The sequence below is a fragment of the Bradyrhizobium sp. USDA 3315 genome (genome assembly GCF_054056795.1).
The window spans coordinates 4,998,047-5,024,900 of sequence record NZ_JBSRYP010000001.1; the positions used below are offsets into that span (position 1 = coordinate 4,998,047).

The 26,854-nt window shown below is 59.2% G+C and carries 21 protein-coding genes and 4 pseudogenes; 14 read left to right on the plus strand and 11 right to left on the minus strand.

What is annotated here, in order from left to right; all coding sequences use genetic code 11:
- Positions 1–140: 140 nt before the first annotated feature.
- Both ACVIYL_RS23065 and ACVIYL_RS23070 read left to right on the plus strand, forming a co-directional pair.
- A complete protein-coding gene (locus ACVIYL_RS23065; protein ID WP_456779898.1) occupies positions 141–521 on the plus strand; it encodes a hypothetical protein in 381 nt (126 codons plus the stop codon).
- A pseudogene (locus ACVIYL_RS23070) lies at positions 494–2,614 on the plus strand (hypothetical protein); the annotation flags it as partial. The gene ACVIYL_RS23065 and the pseudogene ACVIYL_RS23070, both read left to right, overlap by 28 nt.
- A 36-nt stretch (positions 2,615–2,650) precedes the next feature.
- Here the strand turns inward: ACVIYL_RS23070 and ACVIYL_RS23075 are convergent.
- Entirely contained in the window at positions 2,651–3,187 is a 537-nt protein-coding gene (locus ACVIYL_RS23075; RefSeq protein WP_456779899.1) for an SEC-C metal-binding domain-containing protein, read from the minus strand.
- Positions 3,188–3,607: 420 nt separating this feature from the next.
- Here ACVIYL_RS23075 and ACVIYL_RS23080 point away from each other — a divergent pair, with 420 nt between their 5' ends.
- From ACVIYL_RS23080 to groL, 5 genes are all read left to right on the plus strand, one after another.
- Entirely contained in the window at positions 3,608–3,994 is a 387-nt protein-coding gene (locus ACVIYL_RS23080) for a hypothetical protein (protein WP_456779900.1), read from the plus strand.
- Entirely contained in the window at positions 3,991–4,626 is a 636-nt protein-coding gene (locus ACVIYL_RS23085; RefSeq protein WP_456779901.1) for a DUF6036 family nucleotidyltransferase, read from the plus strand. Before ACVIYL_RS23080 ends, ACVIYL_RS23085 begins: the two co-directional genes overlap by 4 nt.
- A gap of 477 nt (positions 4,627–5,103) precedes the next feature.
- Positions 5,104–5,541 carry a hypothetical protein gene (locus ACVIYL_RS23090; RefSeq protein WP_456779902.1) on the plus strand — a complete coding sequence of 146 codons (438 nt, stop codon included), beginning with the start codon at positions 5,104–5,106 and terminating at the stop codon, positions 5,539–5,541.
- Between the two features lie 546 nt (positions 5,542–6,087).
- Complete coding sequence (gene groES, locus ACVIYL_RS23095; RefSeq protein ID WP_456779903.1) at positions 6,088–6,402, plus strand: co-chaperone GroES; 315 nt, start codon at positions 6,088–6,090, stop codon at positions 6,400–6,402.
- 87 nt (positions 6,403–6,489) lie between these two features.
- The gene (gene groL / locus ACVIYL_RS23100; RefSeq protein ID WP_456779904.1) at positions 6,490–8,130 is read left to right on the plus strand and encodes a chaperonin GroEL; all 1,641 of its coding nucleotides are present in this window, start codon (positions 6,490–6,492) and stop codon (positions 8,128–8,130) included.
- A 163-nt stretch (positions 8,131–8,293) separates the two neighbouring features.
- On the opposite strand, the gene ACVIYL_RS23105 is transcribed toward groL, so the two are convergent.
- Positions 8,294–8,653 carry an MBL fold metallo-hydrolase gene (locus ACVIYL_RS23105; protein ID WP_456779905.1) on the minus strand — a complete coding sequence of 120 codons (360 nt, stop codon included), beginning with the start codon at positions 8,651–8,653 and terminating at the stop codon, positions 8,294–8,296.
- 400 nt (positions 8,654–9,053) lie between these two features.
- On the opposite strand from ACVIYL_RS23105, the gene ACVIYL_RS23110 reads away from it, so the two are divergent.
- The 5 genes and pseudogenes from ACVIYL_RS23110 to ACVIYL_RS23130 all read left to right on the plus strand — a co-directional run bounded on the left by ACVIYL_RS23110 (position 9,054) and on the right by ACVIYL_RS23130 (position 15,166).
- On the plus strand, positions 9,054–9,830 hold the full coding sequence (locus ACVIYL_RS23110) for a hypothetical protein (RefSeq protein ID WP_456779906.1): 777 nt from the start codon (positions 9,054–9,056) through the stop codon (positions 9,828–9,830).
- Between the two features lie 144 nt (positions 9,831–9,974).
- Positions 9,975–11,308 (plus strand): annotated as a pseudogene (locus ACVIYL_RS23115) (IS5 family transposase).
- Between the two features lie 666 nt (positions 11,309–11,974).
- Positions 11,975–12,802 (plus strand): reverse transcriptase domain-containing protein, encoded by an 828-nt coding sequence (locus tag ACVIYL_RS23120; protein ID WP_456779907.1) that lies wholly within the window; start codon positions 11,975–11,977, stop codon positions 12,800–12,802.
- Positions 12,803–13,320: 518 nt separating this feature from the next.
- The gene (gene ltrA, locus ACVIYL_RS23125; protein ID WP_456779810.1) at positions 13,321–14,571 is read left to right on the plus strand and encodes a group II intron reverse transcriptase/maturase; all 1,251 of its coding nucleotides are present in this window, start codon (positions 13,321–13,323) and stop codon (positions 14,569–14,571) included.
- A 76-nt stretch (positions 14,572–14,647) separates the two neighbouring features.
- Entirely contained in the window at positions 14,648–15,166 is a 519-nt protein-coding gene (locus tag ACVIYL_RS23130) for a group II intron maturase-specific domain-containing protein (protein WP_456779908.1), read from the plus strand.
- Here ACVIYL_RS23130 and ACVIYL_RS23135 read toward each other — a convergent pair.
- Genes ACVIYL_RS23135 through ACVIYL_RS23145 form a run of 3 tightly spaced genes read right to left on the minus strand, consistent with a single transcriptional unit; the run spans position 15,135 to position 17,624 of the window.
- Positions 15,135–15,740 carry a helix-turn-helix domain-containing protein gene (locus ACVIYL_RS23135; protein WP_456779909.1) on the minus strand — a complete coding sequence of 202 codons (606 nt, stop codon included), beginning with the start codon at positions 15,738–15,740 and terminating at the stop codon, positions 15,135–15,137. The two genes, ACVIYL_RS23130 and ACVIYL_RS23135, sit on opposite strands and share 32 nt — an antisense overlap.
- Positions 15,741–15,792: 52 nt before the next feature.
- Positions 15,793–17,427 carry an alpha,alpha-trehalose-phosphate synthase (UDP-forming) gene (locus tag ACVIYL_RS23140; RefSeq protein WP_456779910.1) on the minus strand — a complete coding sequence of 545 codons (1,635 nt, stop codon included), beginning with the start codon at positions 17,425–17,427 and terminating at the stop codon, positions 15,793–15,795.
- Entirely contained in the window at positions 17,424–17,624 is a 201-nt protein-coding gene (locus ACVIYL_RS23145) for a hypothetical protein (RefSeq protein WP_456779911.1), read from the minus strand. The genes ACVIYL_RS23140 and ACVIYL_RS23145 overlap by 4 nt, the downstream gene beginning before the upstream one ends.
- A gap of 181 nt (positions 17,625–17,805) precedes the next feature.
- Here ACVIYL_RS23145 and ACVIYL_RS23150 point away from each other — a divergent pair.
- A pseudogene (locus ACVIYL_RS23150) lies at positions 17,806–18,126 on the plus strand (IS110 family transposase); the annotation flags it as partial.
- 669 nt (positions 18,127–18,795) lie between these two features.
- Positions 18,796–20,129: pseudogene (locus tag ACVIYL_RS23155) on the plus strand (IS5 family transposase).
- Positions 20,130–20,372: 243 nt separating this feature from the next.
- Here ACVIYL_RS23155 and ACVIYL_RS23160 read toward each other — a convergent pair.
- From ACVIYL_RS23160 to ACVIYL_RS23185, 6 genes are all read right to left on the minus strand, one after another.
- Positions 20,373–21,128: an outer membrane protein gene (locus ACVIYL_RS23160; RefSeq protein WP_456781874.1), complete on the minus strand. Its 756-nt coding sequence runs from the start codon at positions 21,126–21,128 to the stop codon at positions 20,373–20,375.
- Positions 21,129–21,448: 320 nt separating this feature from the next.
- Complete coding sequence (locus ACVIYL_RS23165; RefSeq protein ID WP_128931407.1) at positions 21,449–21,763, minus strand: hypothetical protein; 315 nt, start codon at positions 21,761–21,763, stop codon at positions 21,449–21,451.
- Complete coding sequence (locus tag ACVIYL_RS23170; RefSeq protein WP_456779912.1) at positions 21,760–22,866, minus strand: IS5 family transposase; 1,107 nt, start codon at positions 22,864–22,866, stop codon at positions 21,760–21,762. The genes ACVIYL_RS23165 and ACVIYL_RS23170 overlap by 4 nt, the downstream gene beginning before the upstream one ends.
- 498 nt (positions 22,867–23,364) lie before the next feature.
- Complete coding sequence (locus ACVIYL_RS23175) at positions 23,365–23,601, minus strand: hypothetical protein (RefSeq protein WP_456779913.1); 237 nt, start codon at positions 23,599–23,601, stop codon at positions 23,365–23,367.
- An 854-nt stretch (positions 23,602–24,455) separates the two neighbouring features.
- Positions 24,456–26,021: a hypothetical protein gene (locus ACVIYL_RS23180; RefSeq protein WP_456779914.1), complete on the minus strand. Its 1,566-nt coding sequence runs from the start codon at positions 26,019–26,021 to the stop codon at positions 24,456–24,458.
- Positions 26,022–26,377: 356 nt separating this feature from the next.
- Positions 26,378–26,779, minus strand: a complete 402-nt coding sequence (locus ACVIYL_RS23185) for a hypothetical protein (protein ID WP_456779915.1) — start codon at positions 26,777–26,779, stop codon at positions 26,378–26,380.
- Positions 26,780–26,854 lie beyond the last annotated feature (75 nt).

Here is a 26,854-nt window from a genome sequence, read left to right on the forward strand (position 1 = left end):
TCAATTACCCACATTTGACGTCGGATTTGAGCGAGGCTCCGCGGGCGAAATCTTGCATCGGCAGAATCTGTTGTGATTCGTGGAAGATCGAAGTCTTCCATAAGATCCTCAAATCGGGCTGCAAAGCGGAGGACTCAAAATTGCGAACCGCTGAGCGTCTGGTCAATCTGATCGCGGTCTTCTGCATTGTGAGTTGGCGCGTCTTCTGGATGACGATGCTCAATCGCTCCTCACCGAATGCCCTACCGCAAACCGCGCTGACAGATCCCGAAATCAGGCTTCTTGATCATTTTGTGAAAGACAGGGGTGGCGATTGCTCTCGACGAAGCACGCTCTCGCACTATGTGGTCAAGATCGCGCGGCTCGGAGGATACTTGGCCCGAGCCAACGATCCGCCTCCAGGAAATACCGTGATCTGGCGCGGGCTATCGCGGCTGACCGACATCGAACTGGGAGCCGCAATCGAGGCAACAATTATGGGTAATCAAAAGCTGATCGCCTGGAGCAAGCCGATGTTCTAATCATCGCCACCATTTTCAAGGCGCTGGGTAAGGCCCGGTTGTTCGACGATCTTGGTTCACTCGCACCGATCGGGTTAGCTCGGCTCGAAGAATTGCTTCATGGCTCCGGCTTTGTTGCGGAGAACAACCTCGAGTCGATGGGTAACCTTTGCACCGCTCTACTGCCGCTGGCCCGCAGTCCGCAGAGGCCGATGCGCTGGCACCGCAGGCAAGCTCTATACCTGCTGAATGATCTCCAACCAGTCTTGGAGCAGAAGATCACGGCACATCTCACAGCAAGCGATGCCGAGAGGACCCGCGGATCGTTGTCGACCCGCCGTCCCGCACTCTCGATCTATCAGGTGTTCAAGGCGCGTGAGGTTCTGGAGAGTTTCTACCGGCGACCGCATGTCGAGGGCAGTAAGCCCGATTTGGCGATGAGGCGGCAAGAGCTGGAGCGCGGAACCAAGAAGATGCTGGCGGACGTGCGCGACCTCATTCAAGGCGATCTTTCCGACAAGAGCTGGAATCTCATCGCGCAGATTGAGGAAGACGAGACGGTTGATGCGCTGGACTCGTTCATGGCGCATGATGCGGTGAGGATCCGGGCTCAACATCCTGCGTCCGTCTTCGACGTGCATCAGGTGCTGCAAACCATGGATCACGAGCCCAGACCACCGCAGGGTGAAGCAGGGCTGCTTCAGTTGCCCGTCGTTGACATGCAGGGGCGGCGAGTGGCTACGGAGCGGGAGACGCGATATTCGATTTTTCATCGCCTGACTTCGGGGGTCTTGCCAGTAGTCGCGGTGCAACTACCGGGAAAGCCGAGCGCCGTCATGTTGGCGCGTACGCTCACCGTCGAGGGGGTGCCGTACCGCATGGACCTGTTCGGCGGAAGCAAGTTAAGAGCGCCAAAGCCAACGCTGTCGCAAATCGCAGCGGTCGTTCCAGGCGAGCCGGGCCCCATAACTTCCGGGGGAAAGCTGTTGGCGATACCTATTCCGAAACCGCTCCCGGCACGGCGTTCGAGCAGCTATCGCGCGCCTGGGCCCCATTCAAAGAGGCATATTATTACACTCAGCGCAGAGGGTTTGCGACGCCACCTGCAGTCAGAGATATCAACCCTGCGCGGCGGCGATCAGGGTGAGACTCCGTATTGCCTCACATATCGATGCTCCCGAGTGCTCTCATCCTGATTGTCGCGCTATACAACCCTCACGATTACGCACTGGAGGGAATCTTCAGGCTGTTGCTGCTGCCGGACCGGCCTGCCAACGAGCAGCATTCGTTCAGGCTGACTGGACCAGAAGGCCCGATCGCTTTGCGACCGCATGACGGCTGCGGCATCATCAAGGCATCGCTGGCCGAGCGCATGCGCGTTGTTCGCCTGATTGCCCAACGGCAAGGTGCGGATCGGGTGCCTGCGTTCGCTGAGGGAAGGAGATCATCGCTGCCCACCTCCGCGTTGCAACATTATCCGCGCAGCGAGCAGGTGGCGGAAGAAGCGCGCGACAAGGCCAAGAGCTGGCTTGAGACCAGAGAAGAAGAAACCCTGACGTCTGAACAGCTGTTTCGTACGGTGACAGCCGGACACATCGGTGGTCCCGGCGCCGTCGCCGTACCGTCCAGTGATGGCGTTCTCCATGTGCCGACGCTCAAAAGCGACACGTTGACAGGTACAAATGGAGTCCTGGTCGGCCGGTCTCCCTATGACAAGGCCAACCTGCGCCCCTTCGCTGCCGAGCGCGTCAAGTCGGCAAGCGACGGCGATCCGACCGCGGCATTCCTCGATAGATGCGTAGCTATGCAATACAGCTTCAATGTCGCCCAGAAATCAGGGGAGCAACTCGCGCCCGAGGATCCGACTTTCTTTTCGAAAGGCATTCTAATCGTTGTGCCGGACGAGATGTGGCCGGCCGACTACGCCGACCGTGAGCTGGTGATGTCTGCCGAAGACGTCAAGTCGCATTCGAACTGGACCCAGTGCAAGGACCGCGCAACGGTAGACACATTCGGTCGAATGCGTCGGCATTCTCCAGGCGACCGAGTTGTTCGCTCCGGGGTCGTTGATTGCCGTGCCGATCGATGAACAGAAAAAGCTCGACGGCGACTTTGCGTGAGTTGGCAGTGATGAGTTTGCGGCTTTTGCTTCAAGAGTGACGCGTTAGGTCGATCAGGGGCGCGCAGCACTTTTTGAACTTTTTGCCACTGTTGCAAAAGCACGGCGAATTAACTTTCGTGGTGGACGCTAGATCGATGAGAACTTGCGCTTGAGCATTGCGTGCACTTTCCCATAACGCGGTCAGCGTGGTGCGTTTCATCCGGATCTCAGAGCCCACCGAGTGCTCCTCCATCGAATTGTGAAGATGGTCGCTGGCTTCGATCCAATTTTCGGCACTTGCAAAGACTCCCAGACTTTTCTTTCTGTTGAGGAGCCGCTTCTTGCCGCGGAAGTCGTATACGCGCTGCGGATCTGGCAAAAACAAGATCTGATCTTCGTTGTTTACGTGTGGTGTGATGTCGACATACTTGCCGTTGCTTTTCCAAATGGCGTGATGTTCGGCTTCAACGAAAACCCGTGGCCATTCCCAAATCGTCCACCCGTAAAGCAGTGTCCCTCCGTCTCTCGCAACCTTTGCGGCAACGTTGCTGAAGCACTCGCCGGCAACGGCACTGGGCTCAGGCAAGACTGAGATCGAGACAGGCTGTGGGTCCGGGCAGAGGCCAGGATGGGCTCGGAGATCTCCCGCGGGGAGGTGGTAAAAGTTCTCTGAAAGATCTCAGTTCGTATCGCCGGCATGACCTCCATTCCCGTTTTTGGGTTTGAAAGGAGGATTATCGTTTTTGAGGCGATAGATCGAGCTAAGATATTGATTTGTCGTATCAATATCCCCATGTTTACTTGAACGAGACGCTTGCTGTTCGGAGGTCAGGTTCCTTAGACCTTCGCGATTTTCCGGGTTTTTTTGCCCCGTTGCCCGAGCTTATCGGAACTGCTAGTTTGAACGGACAGGGAACATCCGCCGTCCAAGAGGATTGGTGGGGAGCTGGATTTTTAAGGGGCGATGCCCTATTTTCGACCCTGAGATAGGCACTGGTCAAGAGCCATGAGCGTCCGGATCAACCGGGAATACGTGAACGACACCGCGAAGCTGATCATGCATCGGCTTATTGCGCGGCAGATCGGTCGCGACCCGTCGCTGGTCGAAAGGGCGAAGGATTCTTTGGTCCATAACTCCCAGCGTTTCGAAGGCTACGCTTTCGTTCGCGAGTGGTCGGACATGCTTGGCTTTCCTCCTTCTACTGTCCGCCGCCGTCTGACGAGCCGCGACGAAGAGATGACGCGTCTGCGTCTGTCCTCACCTTTCGTTTTGGCGGAAGGCATCAATTTCGAGGACGACACTCTGCGCCGTCGTATCTGGAAGGCGGCGAAGCGGATTGCGGAGAGATCTGCGATCCATAAGACCGCGGCACTTCCGCGGATGGCTGCGTGACACAAAACTCGTTTGTTCGCACTATTGAAGACCTTGTCGAGACAGTCAGGGTGATCGCCCGGCTGTTTAAAACCGACAAGGTCTTCATCATCGGCAGCCAAAGCATCTTGCTTTCATGGCCAGACGCACCAGTCGTCCTGCGCACCTCTGGCGAAATCGACGCTTATCCGGAGAACGCGAAGATTTGGGAGATCCAGCAGAAGGAACTGGATCCCGAAGACGATCCAGAGGCTTCCGAAGAGATCAATGCCCTCTATGGCGAGGGCTCTAAATTCCATCGCGAGCACGGCTTCTATATCGACGGTGTCGACGAGAACACCGCGCGGCTTCCTGAAGATTGGAACAAGCGGGCGATCACCAAGACGGTCGACGTCGACGATCGAAAGGTCCTAGCCGTTGCACCATGTCCTGAGGACATCATCGTATCCAAACTCGCTCGATTGTCCGACAAGGACAAGGAGTTCGTCGAAGGCTACCACCAGGCGCGACCGTTCGATCGCGAGCTCGTTGTCGAGCGCATTAAGGCGACGAAGCTTGAGGCCGAACTTCAGGAGCGAGCCATAAACTTCGTGCGCGGCCTTGCGGATGCGCCGAAAGCAGATGTTGTGGCAGGCAAGACGGTCGGATCATAGCCGTTACCGACTGTGTAACCTATCGCGCCTTAGGCGTCGAGCGTCGGGCGTCGGCGGGGGGCTTTGCGCTTCAGCGCTTCTCATTCAGGTCCTCCAATTCGGATCGAAGCAAACACTCTCACCGCCAAGCTTGCGATGTCCGCACGCAATTCTGGTTCGATTTCAGTAGCAGCAAGCGCGCTTAGCTCCGTGACCCATCTCTTTTTTTCCGCAACAGGGGCGATCACGCAGGTACTCCTGCGCAATCAAGACCTCGGATCGCCTGCGCGGTTATCGCGACGCGGCAGGGCCTTTCGAGGCGCCATCGAGTGGGAATTGGCCCGCTCCCAACGGAGCCTCACACCATCGCACGATCTCTCCCTCGCTCGGAACCACGCCTTACAGCTTGCGCGCACGCTGATGGTCCCGGTCACGCTTTTCTAGGTCAGTGGCGCCTATGGTGTCCTGTCCAGCCACGAAACCTGGTGGCAGCTGCCAATGGCGGTCGGCCGATCGCTGATAGATGACCGGCTGTCAGCAGCGCCTGGACGCGGGAGATTGCTCGTTCCGTTTTTCGATTCGTTGTATTCATGGTTGCATGTCCCCACAACTAACGATTTTTGCGAAAGGAAGGCGTCCAAACCCGGCTCCCCGCGCACGGCGGCGTCATCTTCAACATCCAGTGCAAGGATTGATCTGTCGAAGATTGAGGCTGAGCGCGCGATGTTCGTCCGATATAACCGATCCCTGACGAATTACTATGCGCGCGCCCTGACGAAGGAGCGTCGCCGCGACCATCTGCTGAAACAGGAGCTGGGAATGGACAAGGTCGTGCATTATGTGGTCAGCCGATTTCCGGTGATCGGCGCCGACCCTGCGGTGATCAACTACAATCAGATCGATCGGCTTCGTTTTGCCAGTCAGGCGGGCGCATGACGAATCCTGCGGATAAAGATCACGGTCGCGGTCGCGAGGCAATGGCGATGACTAACGTGGGAGCGACATGCAGTACGCGTTGATCGAGGGTAAACGGCGGGAAGCAATTCCAGGCGCAACGGGCACCTGTCCCACATGCGGGGCCGTTATGGTGGCCAAATGTGGCCCGCGGCAGCCGCGGGAAATGTGACGTTGCGTCACTCGGTGGCCAAGCGGGATTTTGATCACGTCGCGAGGCTCCGGAAGGTAAGGCGCCGGATCCTTCACCGCGAGCACGACTGGAGCAGGGGTAGGCGGCGGCAGGTCGGTGCGCGAAGGCTGGAACTCCGTCTCGCGCGAGCCGGCTGCCGACATCCTTCGGATGTTCGAAGCCGACGCGCGCCATGTACCGGGCCGCATTCGACGTGAGCTGCATTTTTTCTGCCAGAGTCCCTTGCTCCCGCAAAAATCCTATCCTATTTCAGCTCGGCCCGTAAATAGCACTCGCGGGCATCGATTGCTAGTATCCGAAAATCCTCAAATCGTGCAAATGCTTAGGAGGGCTGCATGAATTTCCGTCCGCTTCACGACCGCGTCGTGGTCAAGCGCATCGACGCCGAAGAGAAGACCGCTGGCGGCATCATCATTCCGGACAGTGCCAAGGAAAAGCCCTCGCAGGGCGAAGTCGTCGCCGTTGGCCCCGGTGGCCGCGATGAGACTGGCAAGCTGACCCCCATCGACGTCAAGGTCGGCGACCGCGTCCTGTTCGGCAAGTGGTCGGGCACCGAGGTCAAGATCGACGGCGAAGACCTGCTGATCATGAAGGAGAGCGACATCATGGGCGTGCTCGACGTCCCCGCTTCCAAGAAGAAGGCCGCCTAATCCAACGCTCGCACCGCTCACCCTGAGGAGCGCCTGTCGGGCGCCCCGCCAAGGGTTGAGAAGAAATGAAACTCAGGGAAATCAACTATGTCAGCCAAAGAAGTCAAATTCGGCGTAGACGCGCGCGACCGCATGCTGCGCGGTGTCGACATCCTTGCCAACGCGGTGAAGGTCACCCTCGGTCCGAAGGGTCGTAACGTCGTTCTCGACAAGTCGTTCGGCGCTCCCCGCATCACCAAGGACGGCGTCACCGTCGCCAAGGAGATCGAGCTCGACGACAAGTTCGAGAACATGGGCGCCCAGATGGTGCGCGAAGTCGCCTCCAAGTCCGCTGACGCGGCCGGCGACGGCACCACCACCGCGACCGTGCTCGCGGCTGCGATCGTCCGCGAGGGCGCCAAGTCGGTTGCCGCCGGCATGAACCCGATGGATCTGAAGCGCGGTATCGACCTCGCGGTCGAAGCCGTCGTGGCCGACCTTCAGAAGAACTCGAAGAAGGTCACCTCGAACGAGGAGATCGCCCAGGTCGGCACCATTTCGGCCAACGGCGATGCCGAGATCGGCAAGTTCCTCGCCGACGCCATGAAGAAGGTCGGCAACGAGGGCGTGATCACGGTCGAGGAAGCCAAGTCGCTCGAGACCGAGCTCGACGTCGTCGAGGGCATGCAGTTCGACCGCGGCTACATCTCGCCGTATTTCGTCACCAACGCCGATAAGATGCGCGTTGAGATGGACGACGCCTACATCCTCATCAACGAGAAGAAGCTCTCCTCGCTGAACGAGCTGCTGCCGCTGCTCGAGGCCGTGGTGCAGAGTGGCAAGCCGCTGGTGATCGTCGCTGAAGACGTCGAAGGCGAAGCGCTCGCCACTCTGGTCGTCAACCGCCTGCGTGGCGGCCTGAAGGTCGCGGCCGTCAAGGCTCCGGGCTTCGGCGATCGCCGCAAGGCCATGCTGCAGGACATCGCGATCCTGACCGGCGGCCAGGCCATCTCGGAAGATCTCGGCATCAAGCTTGAGAACGTCACGCTCAACATGCTCGGTCGCGCCAAGAAGGTGATGATCGACAAGGAGAACACCACGATCGTCAACGGCGCCGGCAAGAAGGCCGACATCGAGGCGCGCGTGAGCCAGATCAAGGCGCAGATCGAGGAGACCACCTCGGACTACGACCGTGAGAAGCTGCAGGAGCGTCTCGCCAAGCTCGCAGGCGGCGTCGCGGTGATCCGCGTCGGCGGCGCGACCGAGGTCGAGGTGAAGGAGCGCAAGGATCGCGTTGATGACGCGATGCATGCGACCCGCGCGGCCGTGGAAGAAGGCATCGTCCCAGGCGGCGGCGTCGCTCTGCTCCGTGCCTCCGAGCAGCTCAAGGGCCTGCGCACCAAGAACGACGACCAGAAGACCGGGGTCGAGATCGTGCGCAAGGCGCTGTCCTGGCCAGCCCGCCAGATCGCGATCAACGCCGGTGAAGACGGTTCGGTGATCGTCGGCAAGATCCTCGAGAAGGAACAGTACGCCTACGGGTTCGACTCGCAGACTGGCGAGTACGGCAACCTGGTGTCCAAGGGCATCATCGACCCGACCAAGGTCGTGCGCACCGCGATCCAGAACGCCTCCTCCGTGGCGGCGCTGCTGATCACCACCGAGGCCATGGTCGCCGAGTTGCCGAAGAAAGCCGCAGCCGGCCCGGCCATGCCCCCGGGCGGCGGCATGGGAGGCATGGACTTCTGATCCAGCCGCATCGAAGAATACGAGAATTACAGAACCCCGGCACCCAATGCCGGGGTTTTTCCTTGTCGCCGTGTTCATGTCCTTTGTTATGCTGGTGCGCGTAGCCCGAGCCCTGAACTTCATGCGGAAGTTGAAAAAGGCCAGTGTAGATGCCTCCAGCCTCTCACTTACAGCGTAGCTGAAGCAGGTCTCTTCCGACAACGATGTTGCCTCCATATGTCGTCCGAACCGCGTCCCTCCATACCTCGGGTGCCGCGTTGTTATCACCCGCAGGCACGAAATGATTGAGAACAAGTGTTTTCACGTTCGCCATCGCTGCGATGCGGCCCACAGCATCGGCGCGGGTGTAATGGCTCTGAATACTGGCCTTCAACCTTTCGGCGTTCGGCACGCGGCGTACAACGGCGTCCAGACCGGGTTCGTACAACGCTTCGTGCACTAGATAATTAGCCCCCTTCGCGAAGTCAGCGAGCGGCGGAAAGAACGCAGTGTCGCCTGAAGAAAACACCGTTTTGTCTTTCAACTGGAATTTGAACGCAGAGCTCTCGGTGGAGACGACAGCATCGACAACAGTCAGCTGCGGACAGGCTCGACTGCAAGGATTGAGACCTTAGTATGTTGGAAAGCAGACAAAGCCAACACAGGCATGATGCGAACTGTCCACTATTGCTTGGCACGAAGAATGCAAACCCTAGCCATGCCTAGGGGCTTCTCCAGGCTTGGCTACCATTGCAAGTTGAGGCCGTGGCTGGCCACTGAGGTTAGCGGCGCGTGACGTAAAGCAAGAGGGCGTCTGCTCGGCCGATACCGACGGGCGTCTTGTCACGTCGCCGCCAACTTCCAACGGCGTGAATACCGTTTTGTAGTGCGTTTAGAGCAGAATGAGCGGGACGCGCTGGAGAGGGCGCGAAAGACCTCAGAAAATGAACGCAGAGAACAACTTCGCGGCCCGGCTCCTTGACGCCGGCCGCCTCGCAGCAATCGCGCGTACATGCGGCCTGAAGGCGGATGTTTCATACTACGTCGACGAGGCGCTCACGGAGCTTTGGCGAACCAGGTCGCCGGAAGAAGCAAAAGCGATCGCAAAGCGTTGGGTCTTATGGGACGCAAAGGGGAAGCCCTGGCCGCGCATGCCCCCACTGGAAAACGTCGTCCCGTTCAATCGGACCCGCGCGACAGAGATATCGGCCGTAAATCGGCCGAGAACGCCCTTGCAAGCAATCCGCGACTGGTTCGAAAAACAAGATGAAGACGTGCGATGCGAAATCGCCGGCATGGCGGCGCTTTTGATCTTCGAAGGTGGCAATCTTGTCGATTTCAGCAGCCAGGAGTGGTGTGACCATTTGCGCCGATGGCTGAGTGAGACGAGGCTACCAAACCATAAGGTCATCGGCCGCGCTCTGACGTTTCGCACCTGTTTTGAGTATTTCTCGGAGAGGAGGTTCACCGAAGCAGCGTGGACGCGATCCAAAGAAGCTGCTGTGGAGATCCTTGAAGATGCTGGCCTTGACCCAATCTCCGAAGCTGCGAGCCTTGCACCCATTGCCCAAAAAATGCTGGAGACCTTGCCCGCGCAAAAATGCCGCTGGATCGAGGTAGGCAAGTCCTGGAGCAAGCTAGTCGATACAAGCCTGGCACCCCGGGCCCTCAGGGTTTGGAGCGCCTCGCATATGGAGTCCTCCGTGAAGAATGCGGATTGACCTGAGAAATAAGCAGAATTGGTCTTGATGTAGTATTCGATTTTGCAGGAAAGCGGGGTGTTGGACCTCGCTTTCTTGCGTTTTAGGTTTTGCTTTTGGGCGATTCGTGATTCCCTGACGGCGTCGTCGACATTGGGGAATGCGATGAGCAAGCCGCGGGATGATCGCCAGAAAGACCTGTTGCTTCCGGCGCTTGATCAGATCATCGACATGGGTCATCCGTTGGTGCGGTTGGCAGCGCTGATCGACTGGAACATCCTGAATGAGCGCTTCAGTTCGGTGTGCCAAGCAGGGTCGGGACAGCCGGGCTTGCCGACGCGGCTAGTCGCTGGCCTGTTCATTTTGAAGCACATGCACAACCTGGCAGATGAGGTGCTGTGCGCTCGCTGGATCGAGAATCCCTATTACCAATACTTCTGCGGCGAATTGAGCTTCTGCCACCGTCTGCCGTTCGATCGATCGTCGATGACACGCTGGCGGCAGCGGCTCGGCGAGGAACAGCTCGTCGCGCTGATCCAGGAAAGTCTTTCAGTGGCGCACAAGACCGGCGCCATCGGTCCCAAGGACCTGGAACGGGTGGTCGTCGATACCACAGTGCAGCCCAAGGCGGTTGCACATCCGACCGACGCGCGGCTGCTGCATCGAGCAATCATCAAGCTGGTCGGGCTCGCCAAGCGCAACCGTGTGCCGCTACGCCAGAGCTATCTGCGCCTGGCCAAGCGCGCCGCCATCATGACCGGCCGCTATACCCACGCCCACCAGTTCAAACGCGCCCGGCGGCAGCTCAAGTTCCTGCGGACACGGCTTGGCCGGATCATCCGCGACATCTGCCGCAAGATTGATGGCGATACGGTGCTGGAAGCTCGCTTCGGCCCGTTGCTCGGTTTAGCGCAGCAGGTGCGCAGCCAGGATTAGTATCAGCGCGGTCCGAAGGTCTATGCGTTACATGCTCCGGAGGTTGAGTGCATCGGCAAGGGTAAAGCCCGCACGCCCTACGAGTTCGGCTGCAAGGTCAGCATCGCCACCCCTGTGACGTCTCCGAAGGGCGGCCAGTTCGTGCTCCATGCCAAGGCCCTGCATGGCAATCCCTTCGATGGGCACACGCTCGGTCCCGTAATCGCCGACATGGAGAAGCTCACCGGGGTGGAGGCTCGCGGTATCCACGTCGACAAAGGATATCGCGGTCACAACCACCCGCATCGGTTCAGGGTCTGGATCTCGGGTCAGGTCCGCCGCGTCACAGCTTCCATCCGTCGCGAGATGAAGCGTCGCGCGGCTGTCGAGCCCGTCATCGGCCACGTCAAGGCCGAGCACCGCATGGACAGAAATTATCTCAAGGGACGCCTCGGCGACCGCATCAACGCTGTTCTCGCCGCTGCCGGCTATAACTTCGGCCCCTGCTGCGATGGCTCGCAAAGCTCTTGCGTGTCATCATCCGAGCCTTCTTCGAAACCGTCCCGGCTCGAAAAACCGCTTGAGTCCGGCGCCGCCGCCAGTTCTTCACGAACGACGAACCACCGATGAACTGTCGAAAGCGTAGGGAAGACGTCAAAACCAAGGGGTAGTCGTTATCTTGGGATCAGTCCGAGCGATACCTGTTTACGGCTCAGGCGGCGTCCGGCAGGCGAGGTGGCGTGACCTCGGTTCAGGCTTCTGTGCGGAAGTGTGACCAGTGAAGGCTGGTGTGTTCAGCAGGAGATAAGCCTGCCGGGGCAAAAGTCAGGCGCCCCGTAGTTTGGATAGCAGGGCGGCGGGAAACCAAGGCCCTGGAACCTATCGACAAGGTCTTCCTTGGGGAGGCCACGAGTCACCGGGCCGTAACAACAGTGAACGCAATGTGGCCTCGAAAAAAAGTGGATCCGAAGGCCGAGCCCGCTTCCGTAGGGCGAAGGCAGCATGGGGCGCCGAAATCTGACCGATGCGGCACCTTCACTTCGGCGGGGTGGAAGCGACAGCACGGCGACAAGGACACACCGAGCAACTGGCGAAGCCCTCCTCGCCCCAGTGCGAAATCACCGGAGCAAGGTAGATCGTATAACCGGCTAAACCGGGAAATCGGTCGAAGGCGAGAGGGTGACGGATGGGTCCGTATGAGCGATGAAGTGGGGTAACGCCCGCGGAGCAAAGGGGCCCAACTGTCTGAAATGTCTCTTTCAATCGGGAAGGCAAAGGACGAGATGATAAAGGCGTCCATCGATTTGCAGGACCTGAGGCGGAGACTATACGTCAAGGCGAAGGCTGAGACGTCCTGGCGTTTCTGGGGTTTGTACGTCCATGTTTGCAAGATGGAAACGCTACGCGAGGCGTATGCGTTGGCCGAAGAAAACGATGGCGCTCCCGGCGTAGACGGGGTCACCTTCGAGGCCATCGAGGCGCACGGCGTAGAGGTTTTCCTTGAGCAGATCAGGGACGAACTCGTGGGGCGCACCTATAAGCCGTTACCGGCTCGGCGGCAGGAAATCCCGAAGGACGGGGGCAAGATCCGCGTCCTCTCGATTCCTGCGATCCGGGATCGGGTGGTGCAAGGGGCGCTCAAGCTCATCTTGGAGCCGATCTTTGAGGCCGACTTCCAACAGGGTTCGTTTGGATACCGTCCCAGGAAGACAGCTCATGAAGCGACTGACCGAGTGGCCAAGGCGATCCTTCAGCGGAAGACACGCGTCATAGATCTCGATCTGAAGAGCTACTTTGACAACGTTCGGCACGACCGGCTGTTGGCGAAAGTGGCGAAGCGAATCGACGACGATGAGGTGATGCACCTGCTGAAGATCATGCTGAAGGCCAACGGTCGATGTGGCGTCCCGCAAGGCGGAGTGATCTCCCCACTGCTCAGTAATATCTACCTTAACGAGTTGGATCGAGTGCTTGAGCGGGCGAAGGAGGTAACACGCAATGCCAAGTACACCTACATCGAGTACGCGCGTTTTGCGGACGATCGTGCGCCACGACGGCGCGAAGGAGGTGTGATGTAGAGCACCTTTGAGCAGCCTTGCTGCACAGAAGATGGGGGTTGGCCCCTCGAACTCGGGTTGCAGGATCAGGGTTCAAACCACCGGCTGCTGCTTCGGCCCAATGGTCGAGGTGGTGAGCGAGACCGGAAAAGGCAGAGCAAGACTCTGTCAGGTAAGGATCGAGGAGACGAGCGCAAGCGAACCACCGATGAACTGTCGAAAGCGTAGGGAAGACGTCAAAACCAAGGGGTAGTCGTTATCTTGGGATCAGTCTGAGCGATACCTGTTTACGGCTCAGGCGGCGTCCGGCAGGCGAGGTGGCGTGACCTCGGTTCAGGCTTCTGTGCGGAACGTGGGAACCTGTATCGCGATGCCAAGGGAATGGTTCAAGTGGAAGCCCCACAAGAGTCTGAGTACCAATGCGCGATGCAGGGACGGAGCCGTGTGTAGTAGTGACGAAGGCACTGTAATGGTGGCGGAGCGAAGGCACGGCACTGTCCCGCTTGATTGGAAGAACAACCGGAAACGGGAGGACTCTTTTGGGTCAAGCAAAGCCGTATGACATCCCCAAGCGCTGGGTTTGGGAGGCGTACAAACGGGTCAAAGCAAATCGGGGCGCAGCCGGTGTGGACGAGCAGTCGATCGAGGTGTTCGAGGCAGACTTGCAGAGCAATCTGTACAAGCTCTGGAATCGAATGTCTTCGGGTAGCTACTTTCCACCGCCGGTCAAGCGTGTGCAGATCGACAAGCGCGACGGCGGGAAGAGGCCGCTAGGAATTCCTACGGTGTCGGATCGCGTTGCTCAGGCGGTCGTCAAAGGATATCTGGAGCCGGATTTGGAGAAACACTTTCATCCAGACTCGTTCGGATATCGACCCGGAAAATCGGCGCTCGATGCCGTTGGGGTTGCTCGCCAGCGATGCTGGCGGCATCCCTTCGTGCTCGATCTCGACATTCGGGCCTATTTTGACTCGATATCGCATGAGCTTTTGCTCAAGGCGATTCGGAAGCACACGGACTGCGCTTGGGTGTTGTTGTACATTGAACGGTGGCTTAAAGCTCCCGTTCAACTGGAAGACGGCACCCCTGAACCCCGAGAGAAGGGCACGCCGCAGGGCTCGGTGGTATCACCGCTGATGGCGAATCTCTTTCTCCACTATGCGTTCGACATGTGGATGCGAAGAAATCATCCGAGCATCCCGTTCGAGCGTTATGCCGTTGATATTCTCTGCCATTGCGACAGTGAGCGGCAGGCACAAGAACTGAAGGAGGCGCTTGCGAAGCGCTTTGCCGAATGCGGACTGGAGCTTCATCCGGACAAGACGAAGATAGTCTATTGTAAGGATGACGACCGGCGAGGTGATTATCCTGAACAGAAATTCGACTTTTTGGGCTACACGTTCCGTGCCCGTCGGTCGAAGAACCGTTGGGGAAAGCACTTCGTCAACTTCAGCCCCGGTGTCAGCAATGCCGCGACGAAGGCAATCCGACAGGAAATCCGTGCCTGGCAACTACGCTGCCGGGTGGATAAGAGGATCGACGACCTGGCGAGGATGTTCAACCCGATCATTCGAGGCTGGATGAACTACTATGGTCGGTACTACAAGTCGGCGCTTTACCCGACACTACGCCATCTCGACCGATGTCTCGCGCGATGGGCGATGTCGAAATACAAACGTCTGCGGCGACATCGAAGACGGGCAGAGCACTGGGTACGGGACATTGCTTGCCGCACCCCCACGCTGTTGGCCCATTGGCCGATGCTGCACAAGACGGCGGCTGGACGGTAAGAGCCGGATGAGCGGAGACGTTCACGTCCGGATCTGTGAGCGCCTGGGGGTGAAACTCCTCCGGGCGACTCGACTGGTGATCTTGATCGACGCCCACCCGCGACAGGACTGGCTGCTGCCGGCGGTTGAGAAACGCCTCCGGGAGGAACTGGCCGCTCTACAAGTCGAGATCAATGAAGAGAAGAGTCGGACCGTGGACCTCGGCCGCAGCGAAAGCTTCGGCTTCCTCGGCTTTGACTTCCGTCGGGTGCGCAGTCGTCAAGGGCGTTGGCGTCCGAGTTACACGCCAAAGCTCAAGAAGCGCACGGCGCTGCTGCGGAAACTCAAGGATGTGTTCCGCCGCCACCTATCGCAACCAGTCGGTCAGTTGATCAAGCTGATCAACCCGGTGGTACGCGGTTGGGTGAACTACTTCGCGGTTGGAAACTCCAGCGAGTGCTTTAGCTTCATTCAAGACTGGGTAGAGAAGAAGGTTCGGCGCCATATGATGCGAGCTCGGAAACGAAAGGGCTTCGGCTGGATGCGGTGGAGTAGGCAATGGCTGTACGAAACCTTGAAGCTGTTCAACGGCTACCGGGTTCGGCACGTTTGCTGAAAGTCGCGCCGGCAGGATAAGTCCCATAAACCTTGGGGTGAAACAGACAGGAGAGCGTAGAGCGGGAAATCCGCACGCTGCGTTCGAGGTGGCGGGGGCTGGAAACGTGGCATGGTCGAGATGCTGTGACACTCGCAGACGAAAGAGCGAGGCAACAGGAGAACACGAACTTCGACCTAAACCGGGCGCGCCAGTCTCCGACCCTACCGTGGGAACCTGTATCGCGATGCCAAGGGAATGGTTCAAGTGGAAGCCCCACAAGAGTCTGAGTACCAATGTGCGCGGCGGCGATCAGGGTGAGACTCCGTAGCGCAGCGTCGGTGATGTCGTCGGGCAATGGCCAGGTCAGCCCCGCTGCCTCGAACCGGTGGATCGTCAACCGCACCGTCGAAGGGGCTGTCCCCACCCGCCGCGCAATCTCGCGGGTCGGCATCCCGGCCGACTTCAATCTGATCACATCGCGCGCATGGCGCATCGCAAACCTCTCCGTCGGCATCCAGGTCCCCCTTCGCAAAGCCGAAAGGCGGGACCGTATCGGAGCCAGAAGAGGCCTCGTTACCCCGGGCGACATCATCCCGGAATGGTGGGCGACATCAAATCGGAACGGTGGGCGACATCGAGCGGAATCAGCACTTGTCGGCGGCGGCCGTTGAGCGAAGTTGTTGCTGTCGTGGGGACCAAAGTCTATCCTGCGTATGCTGCAGCCGGGCCGCTAACGCCTCAAAAGCCGCCTTCACGTTCGCATATGCTGCCTGCCTCAAGTCGGCCTTCGCAGGGTTGATGTCGTTGTAGACGGTCACCGCATCGGCATAGTTCTGGTACAGGGGCATCTGAGCCTCGTTGGTCCAGCCGAGACCGAGATAGTGGAACTGATCAGCCGGAACCGTGACCCGGCTTTTGTCCAGCTCTCGAACATAGTCCGCCGACCAATCGTGGATCGTATAGGATTCAAGTTTGTCCATCATCGACCGCCAGCGCTTGACACGCTCCTTAAGCGCCATGTGGGCCGCCTTCGAAATAGCGGCTGCGATCTCTTCGGGGTGGTTTGGATCCACCAGCAGCGCCTCGTCCTCGTCGAGATCTTCAGCCGCACCGGCAAACTTGGATAGTACCAACACGCCGGGATCCTCCGGATCTTGTGCGGCAACATATTCTTTCGCCACCAGATTCATGCCGTCGCGCAACGGTGTAACGAGGCAAACATGGGCAGCGCGGTAAAGATGCGCGAGTGCAGCCTGGCTGAACGAGTCATTCTTGTAGTGGATCGGATTCCACTTCTCCTTGCCATGCTCCGCATTGACATGGTTGATCGCGGTCTCCACGTCGTCTTTGTATTTCTGGTACTCTTCGACGTCAGCGCGGGAAGAGGGCGCGATCTGCAAGAGCGAAATGCTGCGCGGCGGCTCGGTCGCTAAAACCTGATTGAACGCTTCGACCCGTTTGTCGATACCCTTCGTGTAGTCGAGCCGGTCTACGCCGATCGCAAACTTGGCGCCCTCGAAGTTTTGCAACAGCGAGGAGAGTTTTTCTTGCTCCGCGGGAGAGAGGTCTGCCGCAAGATACTCCGCGAACTGCTTGGGATCGATACCGATTGGGAATTTTTGAAGTCGCGTCTGGCCGCGCTCCGTGGTCACGACGCCATCCTTGCTCTCCAGCCCGAAATGGGTTCGCAGACAGGCCGCGAAATTGTTCAGATCCCGGTTCGTCTGAAAGCCGATCAGATCGTACTTCAGCATCGACTTCATCAGTTCGCGATGATCGGGCACGCGCTCTAGCATGTGGGGCGTCGGCCACGGCGTATGGAGGAAAAGGCCGGTTGGCCGCTCAATGCCGAGCTCACGCAGATCGGCCCCAAGCGGGAGCAAATGATAATCATGTACCCAGAATGCGTCGCGATCTCGTACGTCGAAGGCCGCACGCGCAATAAAGTCGTTGATCTTGCGATAGCTGCCATAATCCTCGTCCGAGCCCGACATCCGGTCCGGCAGGGAGTGCAATGCTGGCCACAGCGTCGAATTCGAAAAACCTCTATAGTAACCAGGATGGTCCGCGGCCGACAGATCGAGCCTGGCCACCTGGCCTGCACCAGTCTCCACGAGTGGCAGGGGTTGCTCGGTCCCGTCGCCGCGGTCCTCCGAGGACCCGATCCAGACCGCGCCGGAACGTTCCACGACTGGCTCGAGGGCCGCGGCAAGCCCGCCGGTCTGGGGTTTAGTGGGGTCGAAGGGCGCAACGCGGTTCGAAATGACGACTAGCTTCATGTCTGGTTATCCTCCGGGTCGCCCGAGACAACAGGATGGGAAGAACCTACACCGGCCTGTTGCTCCAGCTCCAGCGGTATTTCGTCGAGGTGCTGGTCAAAGGCCGCTTGGTCTGTCAATTCATTTTGCTGAGTGGTGTGTGATGTTGTGCCGGGACCCGATGTTGCCGCGTCGAGAGTGTCATGGATTCGGACCATTGCGTAACTCCGTTTGATGATGTTTGCGTTTGATCACGGCAACTACAAGACCGCGCCGAGGCCTAGATGCCGTAATGGGCCGGCCTTCGCGAGCCTACCCAAGTAGGTGGCTGTCCCTCAGAATGATGATGTTGAAACGGAGTCCGAGTGATCGGCTCCAAGCATCAAGTGAGGAACAGCCATGGACTATTATGCGGGGATCGACGTGTCTTTGAAAGAGAGCAGCATCTGCATTGTTGACGGGACTGGCAACGTCGTCGGCGAGGTCAAGGTCGCCAGCGAGCCTGAGGTGCTTATTGGCTATTTCGACAAGTTGGAATTGCCTGTCAGCTGCATTGGGCTCGAAGCCGGGCCGTTGTCGCAGTGGCTGCGTGCCGCGCTTGTGGCCGCCGGACGCGATGCAGTTTTGCTCGAGACACGGCATGTGAAAGCAGCACTCTCGGCCATGACCGTCAAGACCGATCGGAAGGATGCCCGCGGGGTCGCAATGCCGAACCGAATACGCCGACACCGGTAGAAGAGGTGTGAGAAGTCGATGACCTTAATGGGCGCATGATCGAACAGATCCAGGGTAGGAAAGCCAGTTTAGCACTAAGAGCGCAATAGCTTACGTCCGGTCGAAGCGCATGGGGCAGAAGCGTGCGGGGCGTGGCGCTTGAGTGCAGCCAGCCCTTCCGCGTTCTCGTCCGACTTCGATCTGTTGGCGCTCGACTTACTTTTCCAGTTCTTTAGGCGCTCCTCGACCTCTTCAAGCGCCTCCTTCAACTCCTCGGTTCTTTCGCGTCGGCAAATGCGCGGCCAACGCTTCGTGTCCCCGGACGTGAGCCCCACCAACCTATGTCAAACGACCTGCGGTCGTCGTTTGATCCGCGCTCAGTCGCATCAAAGCTCTTGGCGGCTGGGGCTCTTGCTCACGCGGCTTAGGTGCCCGAGAGTTCTGGCGCATTGTCACGTGCAACTCTAATCCCCTCGCGTTCAGAACGTTCAAGACCGCACTACTGAGTCCTCCGTGAAGAATGCGGATTGACCTGAGAAATAAGCAGAATTGGTCTTGATGTAGTATTCGATTTTGCAGGAAAGCGGGGTGTTGGACCTCGCTTTCTTGCGTTTTAGGTTTTGCTTTTGGGCGATTCGTGATTCCCTGACGGCGTCGTCGACATTGGGGAATGCGATGAGCAAGCCGCGGGATGATCGCCAGAAAGACCTGTTGCTTCCGGCGCTTGATCAGATCATCGACATGGGTCATCCGTTGGTGCGGTTGGCAGCGCTGATCGACTGGAACATCCTGAATGAGCGCTTCAGTTCGGTGTGCCAAGCAGGGTCGGGACAGCCGGGCTTGCCGACGCGGCTAGTCGCTGGCCTGTTCATTTTGAAGCACATGCACAACCTGGCAGATGAGGTGCTGTGCGCTCGCTGGATCGAGAATCCCTATTACCAATACTTCTGCGGCGAATTGAGCTTCTGCCACCGTCTGCCGTTCGATCGATCGTCGATGACACGCTGGCGGCAGCGGCTCGGCGAGGAACAGCTCGTCGCGCTGATCCAGGAAAGTCTTTCAGTGGCGCACAAGACCGGCGCCATCGGTCCCAAGGACCTGGAACGGGTGGTCGTCGATACCACAGTGCAGCCCAAGGCGGTTGCACATCCGACCGACGCGCGGCTGCTGCATCGAGCAATCATCAAGCTGGTCGGGCTCGCCAAGCGCAACCGTGTGCCGCTACGCCAGAGCTATCTGCGCCTGGCCAAGCGCGCCGCCATCATGACCGGCCGCTATACCCACGCCCACCAGTTCAAACGCGCCCGGCGGCAGCTCAAGTTCCTGCGGACACGGCTTGGCCGGATCATCCGCGACATCTGCCGCAAGATTGATGGCGATACGGTGCTGGAAGCTCGCTTCGGCCCGTTGCTCGGTTTAGCGCAGCAGGTGCGCAGCCAGGATTAGTATCAGCGCGGTCCGAAGGTCTATGCGTTACATGCTCCGGAGGTTGAGTGCATCGGCAAGGGTAAAGCCCGCACGCCCTACGAGTTCGGCTGCAAGGTCAGCATCGCCACCCCTGTGACGTCTCCGAAGGGCGGCCAGTTCGTGCTCCATGCCAAGGCCCTGCATGGCAATCCCTTCGATGGACACACGCTCGGTCCCGTAATCGCCGACATGGAGAAGCTCACCGGGGTGGAGGCTCGCCGTATCCACGTCGACAAAGGATATCGCGGTCACAACCACCCGCATCGGTTCAGGGTCTGGATCTCGGGTCAGGTCCACCGCGTCACAGCTTCCATCCGTCGCGAGATGAAGCGTCGCGCGGCTGTCGAGCCCGTCATCGGCCACGTCAAGGCCGAGCACCGCATGGACCGCAATTATCTCAAGGGACGCCTCGGCGACCGCATCAACGCTGTTCTCGCCGCTGCCGGCTATAACTTCGGCCCCTGCTGCGATGGCTCGCAAAGCTCTTGCGTGTCATCATCCGAGCCTTCTTCGAAACCGTCCCGGCTCGAAAAACCGCTTGAGTCCGGCGCCGCCGCCAGTTCTTCACGAACGACTACTGAAATTCGGGTGCTTTTCTCGTCCCGCGAACGCGTTATAAGGGCTTGTTCTTTCCATGCCAGCACGGCGCGCGAGGCCTCGGCGGTGCATTCGACAAGATGATCTGCTGGATTGCATCGCAATCTTTTCAGGCATGAGCTTTCCAACAAAAAGGCCGGGCAAACATGCCCGGCCCATTTGTGCTGACAAGAGCGTCGAGAAGAAGGTCAGTATTTCGCAGCGACCGGGACGCCGTAGCCGCCGAAGCGGTAGTTAAACCGCACAGTGACCATATCCACGTCCTGGCTGATCCGGTCGTTGAGAACCGCCGCGAGGCGCGGATCTGCTACGGAGAAGGAGTTATTCGCGTGTCCCATCCACAGATGGTCGTATTCAATTCCGACCGACCAGTTCGGTGCGAAGCCATACTCCCAGCCGACACCCAGGGCGCCGCCCCAGCGCGTGTTATCTGCCGAGACTAGGCCGACCCCGGTGGTGTTGTCGAATATAGTAAGCCGATTGCCGGTCACGGCCGCGCCGCCCTTCACGTAAAGCAGTGAGGCGTTCCATGCCCAGCCGAGTTGGCCGGTGAAGAGACCAATGCCGTCGGTTTTCACAGTGGTTGAGAGCGTCGGGTTGAACAGGCTGACGCGCGTGTTGCTGAGATCGGCCCAATCACCTTGTGCTTCCAATCCGAACACAAACTGGTTGGTTTGCCAGCGATATCCGATTTGCCCGCCGACAACGCCTCCGGAACGATCCCGGCAACCGCTTGCGACTGTTCCCGCGAACGTGACGAAATCCACGCAATTGTGGCTTTGGCCCCATCCGCCGTTGGCACCGATGTAGAGTCCAGTCCAATCATAGATCGGCGCAACCACCGGAGGCGGCGCTTTAACGTAGGGTTTAGCAGCCAGATCAGCCGCCGATGCGGGGGCGGCCATGCCCAGTGCGAGCACGGTGCTCACCAAAATCTTCTTCATCATCGTCACTCCATCTCGTCGTTTCGACTGAAACGACCGCCATATTTGCTTTGAGATCTTTCCGGAATCCCGAGTCGAGATTACTTGATTTGATGGAGATGCGATGTAGTACGGTGGCAACACCCGGATTTTCAATTTTGGATGGAAAACGGACGCTAGGTGAGCATTGATCCGTCCAGGATCAAACAGATGAAAGCTGACGGCACGGAGCCGTCAGCCATTGCAGGCTTAAGATTGGTCGCGCGTCATCTTCCTAGGTCTACCGTGAAGGCTTTGCTTGTCGGAATTCGATCCCAGCTGATTTCAACGAGATTTTTGCGCTAGCAGGCTGTTGAAGAAGTAGCCAATCGGCGGGCGATAAAAGGAATGTCGTCGCCGCCTTCGAGGCATATCTTACCTTCGAGCGAGCCATCGGCGAGCTCTTCTGCCCAACCACGGCCTTTTGCGGGCTCCATCTCGTCGTTGCCATCCCATGTGAACTCGACGGCATCGCCTTCGCAACGGCCGTATATTGCCCCGGTGAGACAATCCAGGGCGAACTCGCCACCGTCGTTTGTGAACAGGATGTAAGAGCCCGACCCGGCCATGTCGTGATCGGGCGTTTCCACGACGCGCCATTTGCCCCGCACGCTCATAGCTGCACCGCCAGCAGCTTGGGCAGGCGGATCAGATTGTAGGCGGCAAGCGCCAACGTAAAGACGGCGTCCACACGCTCGCGCCCTCGCAGCTTTACCTTGGCCAGACCGGCGGAACTCTTGATCCATCCGAACACTTCCTCAATCCGCTTGCGGCAGCGTTGGCTGATCTCGTAGCCGGCATGGCGGGTGGAGCGGGCATCGACCGCCGTCTTGCGCGGGACGCCTGTCTTGCTGAGGTGTCCGTCGATTGCGATGTGCGGCGTCACCGATCGTTCTCTCAAGTCGTGCACGAACTGCGTAACGTCATAAGCCTTGCCCGCGCCGAGCGTGACCCGCCGGCCTCTGGGATGGCAATTATCAATCAACGCCAGCGCTGTCTCTCGTTCGGCCGTACCGGTGGCCTGGCTGACAATGCCGCCGACCGCCAAACCATGGCGATTTTCCATCAGAGCATGCCCCATGTAGCAGAGCTTGGCCGGCTGCCCATCGCCCTTCTTGTACAGCCGAGCCTCCGGATCGGTGGTGCTTTGGTGCGTCTTGTTTGAACGCTTCTCCTTGTGGAAGCTGCGCTCAGCGTTACGTCCCGGCCCCCCACTGTCGTTGTCGCCTCCATCCCTTCTGCGGAAGCTCTTGATCGAAGCCCACGCCTCAATCAGCGTGCCGTCCACCGAGAAGTGGTCGCTCGACAATAGCCGCTTCACTTTCGGCTGAGCCATTACCGCGGAGAGGAACTTAGCGGCGATCTCACCCTCTAGCAGCCGGTCGCGGTTCTTGGAAAAGGTCGAGTGGTCCCACACCGGATCGTCCACGCCAAGACCGACAAACCAGCGGAACAACAGGTCGAACTCCAGCCGCTCCATCAATTGTCGTTCCGAGCGGATGCCATAGAACGCCTGCAACAACATCGCCCGAAGCAGCCTCTCCGGTGCAATCGAGGGTCGGCCAAAGTCCGTGTAAAGCCCCGCAAATGCCTTCGATAGATCGTCCAGCGCAGCGTTCACAATCTCCCGGATCTTCCGTAAGGCGTGATCCGGGCGAACCCGCGCTTCAAGATCCACGTAACTGAAGAGCGATCCAGACCGCTCGTCCGATCCCCGCATCATGGCCTCCCGATTCAACTATCGAGAGAATCACGTCCACTGCCATCCCGCCAGAGACTTCTTCAACAGCCTGCTAGACTAGTTTCTGTCGCGAAACGCATTTCGCCCCTTAAAATATGGGTTATCGCGCGATTTTCGCGCACGTTTTTCTTGCGCCGTACGTGTGCATAGTATCACATGCCTCATATGAAGCATGTTGATTCGGAATCGCTTTCGGATGTTGCGCGCTGGCTGCGCAGCGAATCGACGAGTCTCTGGCCTGCGCTTCTGGGTTCGCTGAGCCTTCGTCGTAGCCGGTGCGTCCGCAAGAATTGTCCGGCGTGCCGGTCTGGCTGTGAATGCTGATCGAAATTTGACCCCTCAATCAGTCCATTTTGTTTGGCTAAATTCTTGATATTGAAGGTGCCGGAAGAGTGACCCCGGCGCCGATCGGCGTCGGACCCCCGCGCCGATTCACAGCATTGGGCGCAAAGTTGGTTGCATTGGGCCACGACGTAATCAGAACCCGGAAATGTCAGGATTGAGAGCCTGACGCGCGGCCTGCGACGTCACGTCTTCGGCACCGCCGGGTTCAACAACGAAACGCCGGTCGCCGAGCTGCAATACGACGTCTCGTGCTTCTACCGCACCGAATGGTTCCCCGACATCACGGACGATCTGCTCGAGATCGATATCTCGACCGGCATCAAGATCGGCGACACGCAAGAGGAAATGCATCAGCACCAGCAACTGCACGCCAAGTATCAGTTCGCAGGCCCGAAGAAGAGCCGCAGACATGAGCAACGCAACGCGTGAAGTCTCGCCGCGCAAGCGGCGCCAGCAGGAACGCCTCGCAAGGAAGGCGGCGTCGAATGGCCGAACGACAGCTTCACCAAGCGGAGGCTCGCCGAAGGCGTGATCAAGCTAGAAGACGACAAACCGAAAGACAGGGACAAGGGGCACAAGCCCCGAGGTCAGGACACCACAAGCGCTGCCTAACCAGCAGCGCTTATTCATATGCGTCGGGCGCATCTGCTACCGCAGGCAGAATGCACCGTTTACTGGCTGTTCGACGACAAGTGTGTTTGTCCATGGCAGCACGGCTATATCGCATCACGATCTATCCGCGCAAGCGGATGACGCAGCATCGGATCGATGGGCGGCTCCCGGCGAATTTCCAGACACCGGTGCTTTTCCGAGGATCAATCAACGACTGTCTCGCGCTTGAGGAGCGCCTGCGACCCCATCCGTTCATCGGCTAGAATCGAGCTTAAACCCGGCCTGGGTATGGCCGCCGCCGCCCGCGCAGCATCCGCAGCCGGAAGAAAGCCCCGGCACCCCGCCTTGCAAGGACTGACAAGGCTCGGGCGCGGGCGATCATCGTGATTGATGCGCTCCACTTTTGCGTTGCCGTCGGCACGACTTATCTCTTCGTCGATGGCGCGCCAATCTCCTCATGCTCGCCGCGCAAAAGCCCGGCCGCCAGTTACAGCGGCCGGGCGAATGCAAAAAAATAAACTTCATGAGCGGCCGCAATCATATGGCGGTCCATCTAGGATAAACATCCGTGGCAATACGGGGCAGTGCTTGGGCGTGTCCGTCTTCTCGCGTCAGCGTGGCCCCGTGATGCAGTGCCTCAAATTCTGCCGACCAATGCGCCCCCCTGCTGACCCGTGGGCGTCCAGCCCAAGTACAGGGGCGATCATAATGTTGCCGCTTAGCGGGTTGTCTATGGCCGGCACCCCAGTCCCTGGCTCCAGATAGGTCGTGTAAATTTGGCCGTGGATCCGGAAATTCGTCGTCTGATGTGGCGTCCTCGACAGGTCGCCCCTTCTGTTCAGTGCGTCGATCAGGAGTTGCGGGGCCCGGGCGCGGCGGTGCTCCCAGCCCAGGCCGACGAGATGCCCGAACTCTTCCAAGGATCGATCCACGAAACTCGACGCAGTCTCGGCAGACGACGATGGCCCAGCGACGTCCGGCGGCGATGCATTCAAGTCCCCAGGCGACGGGAGTTCAGTGCCCTCTTGCGGCAGCGCAGCCTCGGCAGACGACGATGTCCCAGCGAGGTCTAGCGGCGGTGCATTCAAATCCCCAAGCGAGAAGAGTTCAGTGCTGTCTTGCGGCAGCGTCGGCGAACCCGAGCCGCCTGCATTTGGCGACGCTCCGACGGGCGGTGGCGCCTCGGGATCACTGGGGGCCGTACTGGCGCCACCACCACGACTAGCGCGTTCGGCTTGCCAGGCCAGCTCGCGCACATGCGTTCCCGCAGCAAGTGTTGGTCCAGTCCATGATGGCCAATGGAACTCAGGAGGCACGACCTTAGAGAGTTCTCCAACAAGTTGCCGACCAACGGCACGTTGTGTCACCCGGTCGATTGCATCAATGACAGTGAGCCTTGACGGCGGATTTTCCTCGGCCGAGATTCTTTCGGCTAGACGACCGCGCCAAATTGTCACGGGCCTATCGGGCTCAGCAAGACGGGCCGATGCGGAGGTAAGGGCAACGTCAACGGCCTCGGCCGCAGCGGAGAATGCTGGCCAGCGGAGATCGAAGGGCCGGGCTTGTTCGCTAAGATTTGAGTCGCTCAGTACGGCCTGCTGTGCTGCGGAGTTGAAGCCGTATTCCGCGGAACTGGCCGCGCATCCTGGCCAGGTCAGCAGGGCATCGTGCGAAACAACCTGAAAGGCATGAGCCAGAAGGTTTACGGCCTCACGGGTGTAGCAGTACGCTGTGTTGGCGTTGGACTGAACCACCGCTTCGTGAGCATCGACCTTGCCTTGCGATGAGCTTCGAAGATGCAACAACGCATTCACGCCGGTGTGCGCAGCAAGGCCGAAGGTTCCAACGGCGACCGCCACACTGGCCAACAGACGCGGCAGCTGGCTTGCGGGTACGTTGGGAGTTCCCGCCATCGCCAGGGCCGCTGATGGCGCCGACCGCTCGCCGCGAAATCCTCTCCAATAAGCCTCACAATTGCCCGTCGCCCGCCAAGTGTGCACGCCCGCTCTTGCACCCGCGATTAATCCCATTGCCATGTTGACCGCAGCATGTGCTGCCATCGCCGTATCGCTGACCTGGTGTGGCTGTTGCGGTTGACCGGAAAGCACCTGCACCGCGCCCTCGACGAGGCGACCCGCAAAGGTCTCGAACGCCCCCAGCGTTCCGTTCGCGGCCACTAGCGCGGCCGTCCAACCCCACCATCGGGCGCGGCCAGGAGGAAGAGCATCTTGCTCCGTCCGTGCGTCCGCATCAGGGGGCGGCGATACGCTGTCCTGGAGCAGAGGCTCATGGTGCTCAGCCGCATCCTCAACGGCGGGTGAGTTTCCAGAGTACGATGTGTCCGCGCTGACGATTTCACAGGCCGTCGACAGTTGTTCAGATGCGCTTTCGTGCGCCCCTCGCTGGTCATCTGTCAGCGTGGGCGGCCCGTTGGCGCGGTCTCGATCCCAAACCCGCACAGCGGTTGGGTCACCTGCGCACCCAGACTGAATCTCGGCCGCCGCTGCGCAGTCCGCCACATTTGAAACGCCCTTCATCGCGCAGCCTTCTGCCCGTCGCGCCACGTTTTAGCCCGCAGTGCCAAGGCATCCAACAACGGCGCGAACATTGGGGGAGCGATCTGCACAAACTCGAACTTCTGACCCAAGACAAGGTGTTGATTCGACGGATTGACGAAGAACAGCGACGCACCAAGCAGAAAGTTCTCGAGGTTTCGGGACAATGCAAGTCCAACCAAGTCATGCTCGGTGGCCCTCGAAATCATGCCCGCGTCGAGCAGCACGGCAGCCAAATCATCTTGGTCTCCACATGGATGAACGAATGTGCAGACGATGTCGTGCACGATCAGCGTTCGATCCCGGGCGAAGTCACCAACATCGTCCAGATTCATCGCACTAGAGTAGTGACGCAGCCACTGAGAGAAAGTGCATGCCATAACGATGATCCACGGCAGTCGTTACACTTTTAGCCGTTGCATGTCTCAGGCGTGTGACTGCGTCGCCATTCACCG